Source organism: Flavobacterium sp. B167r, from assembly GCF_056824315.1.
In genome coordinates this window covers 4,878,043-4,891,800 of record NZ_CP124859.1, presented here as the reverse complement: position 1 = coordinate 4,891,800, position 13,758 = coordinate 4,878,043, and the positions used below count along the sequence as shown (strand labels likewise).

General features: G+C 33.8%; 14 protein-coding genes, 4 tRNA genes and 1 pseudogene. 8 read left to right on the top strand and 11 right to left on the bottom strand.

Translation table 11 applies throughout. The features are described from left to right. Positions 1-114: 114 nt before the first annotated feature. Positions 115-888, top strand: a complete 774-nt coding sequence (locus tag QLQ96_RS21340) for an META domain-containing protein (RefSeq protein WP_482493137.1) — start codon at positions 115-117, stop codon at positions 886-888. A 141-nt stretch (positions 889-1,029) separates the two neighbouring features. On the opposite strand, the gene QLQ96_RS21335 is transcribed toward QLQ96_RS21340, so the two are convergent. Next, positions 1,030-2,322, bottom strand: coding sequence for a DUF2130 domain-containing protein (locus QLQ96_RS21335; RefSeq protein ID WP_482493136.1), 1,293 nt, complete (start codon positions 2,320-2,322; stop codon positions 1,030-1,032). Between the two features lie 351 nt (positions 2,323-2,673). Next, positions 2,674-3,555 (bottom strand): LysR family transcriptional regulator, encoded by an 882-nt coding sequence (locus QLQ96_RS21330; protein WP_482493135.1) that lies wholly within the window; start codon positions 3,553-3,555, stop codon positions 2,674-2,676. 365 nt (positions 3,556-3,920) lie between these two features. Here QLQ96_RS21330 and QLQ96_RS21325 point away from each other — a divergent pair, with 365 nt between their 5' ends. Further along, complete coding sequence (locus QLQ96_RS21325; RefSeq protein WP_482493134.1) at positions 3,921-4,628, top strand: class I SAM-dependent methyltransferase; 708 nt, start codon at positions 3,921-3,923, stop codon at positions 4,626-4,628. Between the two features lie 107 nt (positions 4,629-4,735). Here the strand turns inward: QLQ96_RS21325 and QLQ96_RS21320 are convergent. The 4 genes and pseudogenes from QLQ96_RS21320 to QLQ96_RS21305 all read right to left on the bottom strand — a co-directional run bounded on the left by QLQ96_RS21320 (position 4,736) and on the right by QLQ96_RS21305 (position 7,542). Continuing rightward, a pseudogene (locus tag QLQ96_RS21320) lies at positions 4,736-5,200 on the bottom strand (DUF3291 domain-containing protein). A 175-nt stretch (positions 5,201-5,375) separates the two neighbouring features. Further along, complete coding sequence (locus tag QLQ96_RS21315; protein WP_482493133.1) at positions 5,376-5,654, bottom strand: putative quinol monooxygenase; 279 nt, start codon at positions 5,652-5,654, stop codon at positions 5,376-5,378. A 2-nt stretch (positions 5,655-5,656) separates the two neighbouring features. Further along, positions 5,657-6,262, bottom strand: coding sequence for an NAD(P)H-dependent oxidoreductase (locus QLQ96_RS21310; RefSeq protein ID WP_482493132.1), 606 nt, complete (start codon positions 6,260-6,262; stop codon positions 5,657-5,659). A gap of 293 nt (positions 6,263-6,555) precedes the next feature. Further along, positions 6,556-7,542 carry an aldo/keto reductase gene (locus QLQ96_RS21305; protein ID WP_482493131.1) on the bottom strand — a complete coding sequence of 329 codons (987 nt, stop codon included), beginning with the start codon at positions 7,540-7,542 and terminating at the stop codon, positions 6,556-6,558. A 116-nt stretch (positions 7,543-7,658) separates the two neighbouring features. Between QLQ96_RS21305 and QLQ96_RS21300 the strand changes: the two genes are divergently transcribed. Both QLQ96_RS21300 and QLQ96_RS21295 read left to right on the top strand, forming a co-directional pair. After that, positions 7,659-8,504, top strand: a complete 846-nt coding sequence (locus QLQ96_RS21300; RefSeq protein ID WP_482493130.1) for an AraC family transcriptional regulator — start codon at positions 7,659-7,661, stop codon at positions 8,502-8,504. A 29-nt stretch (positions 8,505-8,533) separates the two neighbouring features. Then, positions 8,534-9,091 carry a CPCC family cysteine-rich protein gene (locus tag QLQ96_RS21295; protein ID WP_482493129.1) on the top strand — a complete coding sequence of 186 codons (558 nt, stop codon included), beginning with the start codon at positions 8,534-8,536 and terminating at the stop codon, positions 9,089-9,091. Between the two features lie 63 nt (positions 9,092-9,154). On the opposite strand, the gene QLQ96_RS21290 is transcribed toward QLQ96_RS21295, so the two are convergent. The 3 genes from QLQ96_RS21290 to QLQ96_RS21280 all read right to left on the bottom strand — a co-directional run bounded on the left by QLQ96_RS21290 (position 9,155) and on the right by QLQ96_RS21280 (position 12,232). Further along, a complete protein-coding gene (locus QLQ96_RS21290; RefSeq protein WP_482493128.1) occupies positions 9,155-10,207 on the bottom strand; it encodes an SMI1/KNR4 family protein in 1,053 nt (350 codons plus the stop codon). Positions 10,208-10,223: 16 nt separating this feature from the next. Further along, positions 10,224-10,985 (bottom strand): C40 family peptidase, encoded by a 762-nt coding sequence (locus QLQ96_RS21285; protein WP_482493127.1) that lies wholly within the window; start codon positions 10,983-10,985, stop codon positions 10,224-10,226. Positions 10,986-11,053: 68 nt separating this feature from the next. After that, entirely contained in the window at positions 11,054-12,232 is a 1,179-nt protein-coding gene (locus tag QLQ96_RS21280) for an acetyl-CoA C-acyltransferase (RefSeq protein WP_482493126.1), read from the bottom strand. A 240-nt stretch (positions 12,233-12,472) separates the two neighbouring features. On the opposite strand from QLQ96_RS21280, the gene QLQ96_RS21275 reads away from it, so the two are divergent. The 4 genes from QLQ96_RS21275 to QLQ96_RS21260 all read left to right on the top strand — a co-directional run bounded on the left by QLQ96_RS21275 (position 12,473) and on the right by QLQ96_RS21260 (position 12,905). Beyond that, positions 12,473-12,556, top strand: a tRNA-Ser gene (locus QLQ96_RS21275). Between the two features lie 14 nt (positions 12,557-12,570). Beyond that, positions 12,571-12,645, top strand: a tRNA-Pro gene (locus tag QLQ96_RS21270). Between the two features lie 29 nt (positions 12,646-12,674). Further along, positions 12,675-12,748: transfer RNA gene (locus QLQ96_RS21265), tRNA-Arg, on the top strand. Between the two features lie 83 nt (positions 12,749-12,831). After that, a tRNA-Arg gene (locus QLQ96_RS21260) sits at positions 12,832-12,905 on the top strand. Between the two features lie 137 nt (positions 12,906-13,042). Here the strand turns inward: QLQ96_RS21260 and QLQ96_RS21255 are convergent. Further along, positions 13,043-13,555: a PRC-barrel domain-containing protein gene (locus QLQ96_RS21255; RefSeq protein ID WP_202003876.1), complete on the bottom strand. Its 513-nt coding sequence runs from the start codon at positions 13,553-13,555 to the stop codon at positions 13,043-13,045. A 6-nt stretch (positions 13,556-13,561) separates the two neighbouring features. Further along, on the bottom strand, positions 13,562-13,732 hold the full coding sequence (locus QLQ96_RS21250) for a hypothetical protein (protein ID WP_202003879.1): 171 nt from the start codon (positions 13,730-13,732) through the stop codon (positions 13,562-13,564). Positions 13,733-13,758: the final 26 nt, after the last annotated feature.

Here is a 13,758-nt window from a genome sequence, read left to right as displayed (position 1 = left end):
TTAGTTTTTAAAATTTGAAAAGATTCTAAATAAGCATTTCAAAAAAATGTCGTAAATTCATAAGAATTTTACAGATATTTTGGAACAAGAAATACTTTTTTAAACTGAAATCTCATGAAAAAAATACTCTCAATATTATTGTTGTCAATTGTAATGATAGGTTGCAGAACGACATCAAATAAAGATTCTGCTGGAACAACTTCAACAATTTCTACAGAAGAAGATTTAAAATATTATTTTAAAGGCACTGGAAACGAACCGTTTTGGGGAATCAAAATAGGGAATGAGGAAATCGTTTTTACATCATTAATTCCAGGGAAAGAAAAAATCATTTTTCCTGCCGTTGATGCGGTTCGGGCAATGGACGCTAATGTGAAAATGTATAAAGTAAGTAATGAAAATACTTCGGCAACGATTACAATTCAGCAATTGGATTGCCAAGATTCGATGTCCGGGGCAATTTCGCCTTATAGCGTTAAAGTTGAAATTAGAAATAATTCGGAATTAGAGGCGAAGAAATTAAGCGGATGCGGAAAATATCTAACCGATTATCGTCTTCATGATATTTGGGTTTTGGAAGAATTAAATGGTTATAAAGTCTTCGCAACCGATTTTCAAAAGGAATTTCCAAGAATTGAAATTAATTCCACAGAAAATAGATTTATGGGATACGGAGGCTGTAATTCGATAACGGGGCAAATCTTTTTTGAGAAAGATCTTTTGCGTTTTACGAAAGTAGTTTCGACTTTAATGGCTTGTCCACAAGGGAATAAAGAAGGAGAGTTTTTAAAAGCTTTGCAAAACACGACAACATATTCTATTGGAAATAATCAATTGACTTTGTCGAATCCTTCGGGGAAATTGGCTGTTTTTAAGAAAGTGGATTAAAAGTTTTGTTTTATTATTGTTTCCCGCAGATTTGGCAGATTGAGCAGATTTTTTTCTGTCATAGATTTTAGAGATTAAATTGATTTTTATCTGCTCAATCTGCAAAATCTGCGAGAGATTTTTTTTTAGGATATTTTAATCTTATTCAAACAATTCTTTAGGTTCATCATTTTCTGATTCTTCTTCTCCTTCAATAAAATCCAGTTCCAAAGCTTTTACGCTTTGAACCGCATTTCCAGCAATACCGCGAATCGAACCGTACATTCCTAAAGTATTATGAACCACTTTTTCGATTTGTTTTTCACGCTGTTTCCAAATTCTCTGCATTGCTCTTTTTTCAGAATCTAAATCACTTTGCATTGTTGTGAAACCTTCTACAATTCCTTCAATCTGCAAACGGAATTCGTTGCTTGTAAGGAAATCGTATAACATTGACATTTTATCGCCTTTGTTTTCTTGTGCCTGAACTGCTTGATTAATTTGAATTAAAGACTGACGCAAAACTGCACTTAAACCTTTAAATTCCTCATACGTACAAATCCAGATTCCGTCACGCATTCCCATTCGGTCCATTCCTGAAGGCATAACTTCGGTAACCAAAACTCCTATATTGGCTCTTTTGATTCTAATATCGTTTTTGAATTTCTCAATCCAAGAAGGCTGAAACGCCTTAGTTCTCTTGCTTTCATAATAAATAGAACCGCAATTTTGGTGCTCTCTCGTGTTTACGACTTGAAGACAATCGGCGCCATTTGCACCTTTTTTAATTTCGTCAATGCTGTCAAGCGGGAAATTGTTGGCCAGCCATTCTTCAATCGCTAATTCCATTACTTCACCTTGCAATTGCATTGAACCTTGTTCTTGCTTGCGTTTCATTTCTTCAGTCAGCTTTTTTTGTTCTTCCAGCTGTTTTTGAAGTTCTTTGAATTTCAATTCGTTTTTATCGTCTTCCTGTTTTCTGATTTTCTCGCGTTCCAAATTCAGTTGCACGTTTAACTGCTTTTCGGCTTCGGCTTGAATTGCTTCTTTCATTTCCAGTTTTTCGCGCTGTAATTTTGCGATTTCACCTTCCATTTTATTCAATTCTCTGATTTTTTCAGATTTTTCAGAGAGTTCTTTTTCCATCAATAACAAACGATCTTTGTTTTCTTCTTCCAGTTTCGCTTTTAGTTTTTCTGAAATTTCTTTTTCGGCTGTTTTTTTCTCGCGCTCCAAACGTTCAGCAAAAAGTTCGTTTTCTTGCTTTTTCTTCGCTTCAAACTCGGATTTCGCTTTTTCCAATTGCTCGTTTTTAAGCTCTAATTCACGGTTTTGAACATTTGCTTTTTGTTGAAATTCTTTACGGATGCTGTCTTCCAACTGATGTTTTAAAACATCATTTACATCGATAGGAGTTCCGCAGTTTGGACACTGAATTGAAGATTGTTCAGCCATTTTTGATTGATTTTTTATGGAATGGGATTATAATTTGCTAAGGTATTTAAAAGTTCTCTTTTTACGATGTGGATTTCTGTACTAATTTGTAACGAATTTTTGTTATGGCCACGAAGGCGCTAAGACGCTAAGTTTTTATTTCACGCAGATTTTATTAGATTTAAGCAGATTCTGCAGATGTTTCTCATAAAGTTTGTCATTTCGACGAAGGAGAAATCTTCGCAAGTAGCTCCGTTGCTATAAGCCATTCTTTGTAGAGCTTCTCGTGGAGATTTCTCCTTCGTCGAAATGACAAAAATGAGAAAAAATCCTTTTAATCATTATAATCTGTGGCAAAAAAAACTTTGCGTCCTAGCTCCTTTGTGGCAATAAAAACTCAACAGCAGATTGCGTGATTTCAGAATGATCGTCTTTCGAAGTAATCAAGGAAACATTTGTATATAAATTGACTTTTTTCAATTCAACAAAACCAATTTCCAAATCCTGATTATTTTTAGCAATATTTGATGGAACAATCGAAATTCCCAATCCATTTTTGACTAATTGCACTATTGAATTAATATTATTTGCTTCATGAATAATCTTCGGCGTAAAGCCATAAAAAGCGCAAAGTTCTAGTAAAACTTCATGATAATGAGGTGCGTAATCTTTGTTGAAAAAGATAAACGTTTCGTCTTTTAGTTTTAAAATATCATTTTCTGATTTTATCTGAAAGGCTTTTTTATTGTAAACCAATGAAAATCCGTCTTTAAACCATAAATGCGATTTTATTTTTGGCGAATGAATAGGCGATCGGATAATTCCCATTTCGATTTTACCTTTTTCTAAAGCATCTATTTGTTTGGTTGTCGATATTTCGAAAAGTTTGAAATTGACATATGGGAATTGTGCTTTAAGATGTTTTATTAAATCTGAAATTACTGAAGAATAAATCGAACTGATATAAGCGATTCTAAATTCGCCAGAAACGTTCTCTGCAATCTTTTTTGTTTTGACAGAAATATGTTCCAAGTTCTGAAAAAGCGCTGTCACTTCTTCTTTAAAATATTTTCCAGCTTCTGTGAGTTCTACTTTTTTATTGTTTCGAATAAAAAGTTTGGCTTTAAGTTCTTCTTCCAATTCAGCTATTTGCCTGCTTAAAGGTGGCTGGGAAATAAAGAGTTTTTCTGAAGCTTTGGTAAAGTTAAGTTCTTCGGCTACAGCCAGAAAATATTTTAGGTGACGTAATTCCATGATACTTTTAAAGTATTATTAATTGATAAAAATAGTATTTTTAAAGTATTTATGAAAGAGGTAGTTTTGAAATATAAAAATAAACCTCTCGCAGATTTAAACAGATTCAGCAGATTATTATTTTAGATAAATCATCTTAACCATAATAATTTCCCAATCATATAATAGCAAAAAGATTCGCTGAATCTCCCAATCTGCGAGAGAATAAAAAAGAAAAAAATAGGTTTCACGCAGATTTAGCAGATTTAAGCTGATTAAAACAGATTTTTTTTATTTGAATAGTAAAGAATAAAAAAAAATAAAATCATTTTGAAATCAGCTTTAATCTCTTTTAAATCTGCGTGAAAATTTTAAAAACAAAGACCATGAAAAAATCAACTATTGAAGAAATCAAAGAACGATTTGACAATGATGTCGAACGATTTTCAAATTTAGAAACTGGACAAGTGGCGACAATCGATGCTACAATTTCTTTGGAATTAATAACGGAAGCTTCAAAACGAATTGTTCCAAACGCTGCAACTATTTTAGATGTTGGCTGTGGTGCAGGAAATTATACTTTAATGATGTTGTCTAAATTACCAAACTTAAACTGCACTTTGGTCGATTTGAGTTTGCCAATGTTGGATCGCGCCTTTGAAAGGGTTTCAAACGGAACAAATGGAAAAGTCGAAATTAAGCAAGGTGATATCCGTGAAGTTGATTTAGAAGAAGACAGTTTTGATATTATTTTGGCAGGAGCTGTTTTGCATCATTTGCGTGATGATCAGGATTGGGAAACGACTTTCACTAAATTATTCAAATTATTGAAACCAGGCGGATGTTTGATGATTTCGGATTTAATTACACAAGATACTGATTTGTTGAATGATTATACTTGGCAACGTTATGGAGAATATTTGGAAGGAATAGGAGGTACAGAGTATCGCCATAAAGTTTTGGATTATATTGAAAAAGAAGATTCTCCGAGATCGATGAATTACCAATTGGATTTGATGAAAAAAGTAGGTTTTTCAAAAGTTGAAATTTTACATAAAAACATGTGTTTCGGAGCTTTTGGAGGAATTAAATAAAGGTTTTTTTGCCACGAATTTCACGAATTTCACGAATTTGCACGAATTAATTTTTTAGTTTAGAAAAGAAAAATTAGTGAAATTAGTGAAATTCGTGGCGAAAAAAACTATACTTCAACAGGCATCGGATATTTGTTTCTAAGGTCGAAAACTAACTCTGAAGGGCCATTTTTCTGGAGATAATCTAACTTTTCTACAGCTTCTTCCATGGTTGGAATTTGTCCTTTTGGAATCCACCACATTGCGGTATGTGCTTGCCCGAATTTTTGAAACCATTCTTTACGACGTCTTAAAAATTCGCTGTGAAAAGTTTTGTACATATAATGTTCTAAAGTTTCAATATTCTCCCAAACTGATACATTTATAATGATTTGCTCATCATTGTACGGATTCAGACTTGTAGCGTTGTAACTGTCGGTGTCGTCTTTTAATCGTCAGACAAAACCTTCGCTTTCTTCGGCTAAGGTGTTTACAGCATCTAAATTATCTACAAATTCTTTCATTATCGGATCGTTGATATCGACTCCTTTCATTTTGGCAATATTAATTTCGGCAAGATGATAATGACTCATAAGTTTTTATGTTTCTGAATGAGAGGCAATTTAGCTTTTATTTGAATAATTATTTTGAATAATTAAGTTATATCTGTAACAATTTCGATCCTGCAAGGTTTTCAAAACCTTGTAGGTTTTTTGAAGAAGGTTTAAAGTTATACCTACAAGGTTTTGAAAACCTTGCAGGAAGAGATTATAATACTTGAGCTGTTTTGTAAACCTGAATTGGACTTGAAACTAAGCTTTCGGTTTTTTTGATGAAATCTTTCAGATAGGATTGATTGTTATGTAAATCTAAACCTGGTTGATCTTTCCATTCTTCCCAGAGAATAAAAACATTTTCTGAAGTGTGTAAATCGTAACGAATACAAGCAGCCTCTTTTCTAGTTTCGGTTACTAGATGTGTAAGCAGGTTTTGAACTTCAATTAAATTTTCTGGTTTACTTTTCAAAATTGCTGTAATCGAAATCATAATTATAAGTTTTTAAAGGTTTCTTCTAAATGTTTCGTGTAATTCTCTTTAAAGATAACGATATTTTCTGGTGTTGCGCCTTTTTCGACATCGTGGAAATGAAATCCGTTTACGCGTTCCATTCCTGTGAATTTGTTCATTTTGTGGAAGCCAAACATTGCACCGTCATCAACAGAAGTTTCTTGGAAAAATTCTCCTGGAAGTGTGAAAGCCGTTGCAGGAGCATTCCAGCTTGTGGTAAGCATGTATTTGCGTCCGTGTAAAAGTCCGCCAGTTCCGTAGTTGATGTCTGGGTTAACACGGCTTCTTCCGTCGCTTTTATAGATTCCGTTATTGTGGCCTTGCGTGAAAACATCATCGATGTATTTTTTGAAAAGGTTCGGAATTTGAAACCACCAAACCGGTGTGTGATAGATAATTAAATCTGCCCAAACGAATTTCTCTACTTCTTTTTGAAGATCAATTTCGTCTTCAACGTGAGTTGTTTTTATTTCGTAATCGTTGTTTTTTGAAAGAAATTCTACTGTCCAATCTTGAACTGTTTTATTGAATTTTCCTCCTGAATGCGCGAATTTTTGTCCGCCGTTAATTATAAATATCTTTTTCATTTTTATTGTTCTTATGAAAACTGATGTGTGAGGGATAGGAGTGAAAATCCTTTTGTGCCGGGGTTCGGCATAAAAGATTGCAACGGATAGCCCGGCCCTTGGGACACACCCAAATTGTTATACTTTTTGAGATTTTGTTTTTAAACACATAGAAACATAGATTTTTCTTTCGTGAAAAGTGAATTGAAAGAAACTAGTTTCTAACACATAGCTATGTGTGATTATACAAGTGAAACGCCTTTGTAGACAAAGGAAATCTATGTTTCTATGTGTTTAAATATTTTAAAAGAGAATTATTTTATTTTAGCAATTGCCTGATTGATGAATTCTAATTCTGAAGCTGATAGATCAAAATTCATTGTTTTGGCATTTGAAATAGCTTGTTCTGCATTTCTTGCTCCCGCTAAAACAATTGCAATTCCTTTTTGTAAAGAAGTCCAACGAAGAACTAATTGCGATAAACTTGCTTCTTTTGCATGTGCTAATGAAGTTAATTCTTCGACTAAAGTTTTTACTTTTTGAAGATCGAATTGGCTGAAATAGCCGTTTCTGTGATCGTTTTCTTTTAATTTACTGTCTGTGAAATATTTCCCTGTCAATAAACCTCTTTCCATCGGACTGTAAGCAATGATTCCGATGTTTTCTGAAACTGTGAACGGAATTAATTCGTTTTCAATTTTACGGTTCAGCATGCTATAAGCTACTTGGTTTGAAGCGATTTGAATTGTTTTTTGTGCTTCTTGAATTTGTGAAACGTTGTAATTACTAACTCCAAAAGCTCTGATTTTTCCTTGCTGAATTAAACTTTCTGCTGCTTCCATTGTTTCAGAAATTGGAGTTGTAGAATCTGGCCAGTGAATTTGCAATAAATCGATATAATCGGTTTGAAGACGTTTTAAACTTTCTTCAACTTCTTTAATTACGTTTGCTTTTGATGAATATTTGTAAACAGGAACTTTTTTACCGTTATCATCTGCGTCGAAAAAGAAATCGCCTTTTCCGTTGTTGCTTCCATCCCAAACCAAACCAAATTTAGTAAGTAATTGAACTTTAGAACGATCTTGACTTTTAATTGCCTCTCCAATCATTTCTTCGCTTAAACCAAATCCGTAAAAAGGAGCGGTGTCAATTGTAGTTACACCGTGATCAATTGATGCGTGAATTGAGTCGATTGAATCTTTCTTTTCTGTTCCGCCCCACATGGTTCCGCCAATAGCAAAAGCGCCGTAAGTGATGGTTGATAATTCTAGTTCTGAGTTGCCTAACTTTCTATATTCCATGATAGTGATTTTTTTCGTTTAAAATTGATAAGACAAAATTATACTGTTTTTGTGATTCTTATTTGGTATATATTTGTCTTTTTTAGGTATATTTGCATCTTCAAATAAATTGAATTATGAAAAAAGAAAACTTATATGAGCCTTTTACGGTTTCTTTTGAAACGCTGAATGAATATCCAGACGTGGGGGATCGCCATAATTTTTTCGAATTGGTTTATATTTTGGAAGGGACAGGAAGACAGTGTATTAATAAGAATATTTTTGAGTATGATCCTGGGCATTTGTTTTTGCTAACGCCTGAAGATTGTCATAATTTTACGATTGAAACTGAAACGAAGTTCTTCTTTTTAAGATTTAATGACATTTATTTGAAAAATTCGAGTCTGCAGAATGAAAACATTCAAAGGCTGGAATATATTCTTCAAAATGCCAATCACCAGCCGGGCTGTATCTTAAAAAATGATCCTGATAAATGTTTGGTAAAAGTGATGATTGAAGCGATTTGCCGTGAACATCAGGATAAAGATGTTTACAATCAGGAATTGATTCAGCAGTTGGTGAATACGCTGATTATTATCGTGGCGAGAAATATTGCGAAATATTTGCCTGAACAAGTTTCAATAAGTACAGAAGCGAAAGCAATGGATATTCTGCAATATATTCAAAACAATATTTACTATCCTGAAAAGATTAAAGCAGAATCAATCAGTGATTATTTTGGAATTTCGAATACGTATTTAGGTCGTTATTTTAAGAAACATGCTAGCGAAACCATGCAGCAATATATCAGTAATTACAAAACGAAACTGATTGAGCATCGTTTGCAATTCAGCGATAAGCGTATTAATGAAATTGCGTATGAATTTGGTTTTACTGATGAAAGCCACTTTAATAAGTTCTTTAGAAAACAGAAAGGGTATAGTCCTTCTGAGTTTAGAAAAACGATTCGTCTTAGTGCTTAGTGTATTCATAAAGAAAGAATAAAAGTTAGATGGAAAGATTTGAAGCCAAAAAGATAATTGCAATTCATGAGTTGAAACAAATGTCTGACAAAGAGAAATTGGATATTTTGGAACATAATTATTGGTTTTTTGATAATAAAGAAGATATTATTGAAGCGATAGCAGATGAATCTTATCCTAATATCTCAGAGAGTCTTATTGAATTAATAAGCAATACTACAAAACCAGTTCTTAATGAAGAATCAGAAGGACTGATAATTGAATCTATAATTAGTGGACTATTATTTGTGAGCAATTCTTATTTAGAATTTAAATTAACTGAGATAGGTCTGAATTTTGGAAATAAGGTTCAAGGAATACCTGAAAAAGCAGGATTATGTCCTTGTTGTGAATATTATTCTATCGGATATGGGGAAGATGGTTTTTATGATATTTGTTCAGTTTGTTTTTGGGAAAATGGAGGAGAAGGACCAAACCATATGACTTTGGAAGAAGCTAAATTAAATTTTACGAAATTTGGTGCTATTGATGAAAGATCACTAAAAGATGTTGATATAGAGGGCGTAAAGAAATATTTGAAAAAATAAATCTGCCGGATCTGCTAAATCTGCGAGAGTAAAAACAAAAATATCAGTATAAATCCGAGCGCTTTAACTTTCTTTTCCAATAATAAAATCAAAGTGTTCGGTTTTACCAGCTCTTAAATTATTGATTTCGTTTTTGATTAATTCTTCTAAAGAATCTGCGACAATATCTCTTGACCAAGATTCATTTTGAAGTTCAATAATCTGGCCAAATTTTCCTTTTGAAGCAGGATCTGTGTCATAAACTAAATAATCGCCGTTTCTTCCAGTTGCAAACGGAATCCATTTTGGATTGGCGTAATTATCGGTTTGGATTTTTTCGAAATCTATTTCTTGTTCTGGTAAATCTTCTTCGTCAAATTGTAAATCTTGAATACAATTCCATTCTTCTGCGATGTCTCCAAACGGAATTAAATCATAACTCCAATTGTTTACTCCAAATTGAAAAACAGCCGTTACAGTATCGTAATCTACATTTTGAACTTTGTAAAAATTTACTAATGCAGTTGGTATTGTGATTTCACCTTCAAGTTCTCTGTGTTCTTGAATATCTTCTTCAGAAATTCCTTCTGTAAGGTTGTAGTAATCATTATTTTTAGAAACAATTTTATTTATTTCCGAAATCCATTCTTGCCATAAAGGTTCAAATAATTGGAATTCAGGATCAACAACTGCGGTGATTTTCTTTTCTTTTTCTTCGTTGGCTGAAATGCTCAAACTTGTAATTTTACCATCTTCTTTATCAAACCAAACACTTATTCCGTTAAGTATGAAAGCGCCGCTTCGATCTCCTTTAAAAAGTTTTACCAGCTGATTTTTATTGTTTTCGTAGTATTGAAGTAATTCTTGTCCGTCAAAAATAAATTCTCCTGTAAAGATGCTTTTTGCACAATAATCATAGTCTCTAACTTCAAATTCAATAGCTAAACTTTCAACTTTATTTCCTTCTTTAGAAAAAGCCATAATGCCTAACTCATCCCAAGTGTAAATATGATTGTATTGTTTTTTGGTATATCGGTAGTCTCCTAAAGCTTGTTTTAAAACTGTTATATCAATTGGGAATTCGATGTTTATATTGTTAATCTGAAAGCCTGTTTTGGATAAATCAAGTTTTGTCATTTTGCTTTTTTGAAGGTTATATAATCTTTTTAATTACACGAAGTTTGTGGGTGTGCTTGTTTGTTTCAGGATTATAAATTCCGGTATGATCCAAACGGTCAATACGAACTTTTCCACTTGCGTGAATGATGTAATTGTTTTCCATAATGATTCCGACATGGGTAATATTTCCCTCATCATTATCAAAAAAAGCCAAATCTCCTGATTCGCATTCTTCAATAAAACTTAAAGGATCTCCTTCAAGTGCTTGCTGTGACGCATCTCGGTGAATTTTATAGCCATTTAACTTATAAACCATTTGAGTAAAACCAGAACAATCTATTCCGAAAGGTGTTTTTCCACCCCATAAGTACGGAGCATTCAAATACATAAAAGCGGTTTTGATTAAAGCACTTTTAGGTTTTATACCACTGGTTTTGGTTCCTTCAAAATCAAAGTTTGAAGTGTTGATTTCGTTGTTGTTTAAAAAAGATAAAGAAGCTCCAAGCGGAATTGGAAGCAATAAATTGTTGGGAGCTGTGATGTAATCTATTAAGTCCGCATTTAAAATAATTGACTCTTTACTCAAAAGATCAAATTGCTCTTTGGTAATTTCCTGATATTGTTTAGAATCTACCCAGCCTTCATAATCATCAAATTGAATTCTTATTTTGGCCCATTGATTATGGCGTTCTAAAATTTCGATATGTTCGCCAAACAAAAGCTGTGTGACGATTTCACTTCTGTCGCTGGCTTCAGCTCGAACGGGCACTATGGCTAAATTGCAAATTCCAAACATCTAAGGAAATTTATAAGTTGAAAAATCAGGAGTTACATTTATAACTCCTGATTTTTTGTGATATTGTTTTAAGCTCTTTCGATAACAATTGCTGATGCGCCACCACCACCGTTGCAAATTGCAGCAGCTCCAGTTTTTGCATTGTTTTGTTCTAAAACATTAAGTAAAGTCACAATGATACGCGCTCCAGAAGCTCCAAGCGGATGCCCTAAAGAAACTGCGCCACCGTTTACGTTTACTTTATTGTTGTCAAGGTTTAATATTTTTGCATTGGCCAATCCAACTACAGAGAATGCTTCGTTAAATTCGAAGAAATCAACATCTGAGATTGAAATTCCCGCTTTGTCTAAAGCTTTTGGTAATGCTTTTGCAGGAGTAGTTGTAAACCACTTTGGCTCTTGTGCGGCATCTGCATAGCCTTTTATGTAAGCTAAAGGTTTTAAACCTAATGCATTTGCTTTATCTTCAGACATTAAAACTAAAGCAGCGGCTCCATCATTAATTGTTGAAGCATTTGCGGCAGTTACAGTTCCGTCTTTTGTGAAAACAGGACTTAAAGATGGAATTTTATCTAATTTTACATTAGTATATTCTTCGTCTTTAGAAAATATAATAGGTTCGCCACGTCTTTGCGGTACTTCAACAGGGACAACTTCATTGTCAAATTTTCCAGCGTCCCAAGCTTTTGCGCTTCTTTCATAAGACTGAATTGCAAATGCGTCTTGTTCTTCACGGCTGATTTTGTATTCAGATGCACATAAATCAGCACAAACTCCCATTGCGTTGTTGTCGTAAGCATCTGTCAAACCATCTTTTTGCATTCCGTCCAACATTGTTGCAGGACCAAATTTGTTTCCGGCACGCATTTGTACGTAGTGAGGAATCAAGCTCATGCTTTCCATTCCGCCCGCTACAACAATTTCAGCGTCTCCACATGCGATTGCTTGAGCAGCAAACATTACGGCTTTCATTCCAGAAGCACAGACTTTATTTACTGTTGTAGCAACAACTTCTTCTGATAATCCGGCAAATAATGCAGCCTGACGCGCTGGAGCTTGTCCAACGCCCGCCTGAATTACATTTCCCATGAAAACTTCATCGACTAATTTTGGGTCAAGGTTAATTTTTGAAAGGGCTCCTTTTATAGCGGCAGCGCCTAATTTTGGTGCAGGTACACTAGATAACCCGCCCATGAAACTTCCGATAGGTGTTCTAACGGCAGAAACGATAACAACTCTTTTGTTCATTTTCTGTTTAATAATAGTTAGTAAAGCAAATTTAATGTTTATTTGAATAAATTCAAATTTTGTATTGAATCGAGCTGAATTTAAATTTAGGGTGAATTTTTTGTTAATTCTATTCGTTTGATTGTGAAGTGGTTTTGAAAAAAGATGAAAAAAAACTAAAAAAACTCAAAAAAAAGCTTGTGAGATATGGAATGTTGTTATACATTTGCACTCGCAAAACGGAAGCAATTCCTTGAGCAAGGAGAGGTGCCAGAGCGGTAATGGAGCAGATTGCTAATCTGTCGACGGGTAACCGTCGCCAGGGTTCGAGTCCCTGTCTCTCCGCTTAATTTTTGCCTCGGGGTGTAGCGTAGCCCGGTTATCGCGCCTGCTTTGGGAGCAGGAGGCCGCAGGTTCGAATCCTGCCACCCCGACAAACTTTACCATAAGTTTAAAAAGAAATGGTTCCATAGCTCAGCTGGATAGAGCAACGCACTTCTAATGCGTAGGTCGAAGGTTCGAATCCTTCTGGGATCACAACAAAAACCATTCTAATTGAATGGTTTTTTTGTTTTAAGTAATGAGAATTTATTTCTATTCTTAGAATTTTCAAAGTTAATGGTTCCATAGCTCAGCTGGATAGAGCAACGCACTTCTAATGCGTAGGTCGAAGGTTCGAATCCTTCTGGGATCACAAAAGCCACTCAAATCGAGTGGCTTTTTTGTTTTTATCCTTTTGTTAGGAACTTATTCAAATAAAAAAAGACCAAACATTTTTAACGTTTGATCTTTTATTCTTTTTTGAGATTTTTAATATCAATTAAAGAAGTATTAATAATTGTCAAATTCTCTTCGTTTGTAAAAAGTATCGTCATTGCTTTCAGATGCAAGGCGCGATTCTTCAGTAGGATAATAAGAATTCAATACTCTTCTTTCGTATTCCCTATCAAAATCATTTTGCCAGTTATATCTGCTTGTTTTTCTAAATGTATCATATCCAATGTTGTTGGCCATGACAATTTTAGTGTCTTTATTTATGCTAACAGAGCCAATTGGGATGATAATGTGGCTGTCTCCATCTTTGTAGATAAATTCCTTTCCATTTTCATTCGCAATTGCATCATGTACTTCATTACGACTGTCTTCAATTAATCCTTTGTCTAGATTAACATCAAGATAAACAACGCGTTGCATATCTTTATTAACCCAAAGATTATCAATTTTTCCTATTGTGCGGTTGTCTGCGTCTACAATTTTCCAACCTCTTACATCAGAATAGTTTGAAGCAACTTTATAATCAGAAAGCTCATCTAATCTGTATAAATTTCTATCTTTATTTTCCATAGTTTCTTAATAATTTGCTGTGCTATCTACACTAGAATTGTTTTCGATTTCCATTCTGTTTTCGTTTTGCACTTGGTCATCTCTTAAAAAGACATAGTATACAAGTGCTGAGATCAATAGGACTGCTACAATCCATGGCCAAATTGGCTTCTTTTTCTCAATTTTAATTTCTGCCATAATCTATATTTTTATTATGAATATTT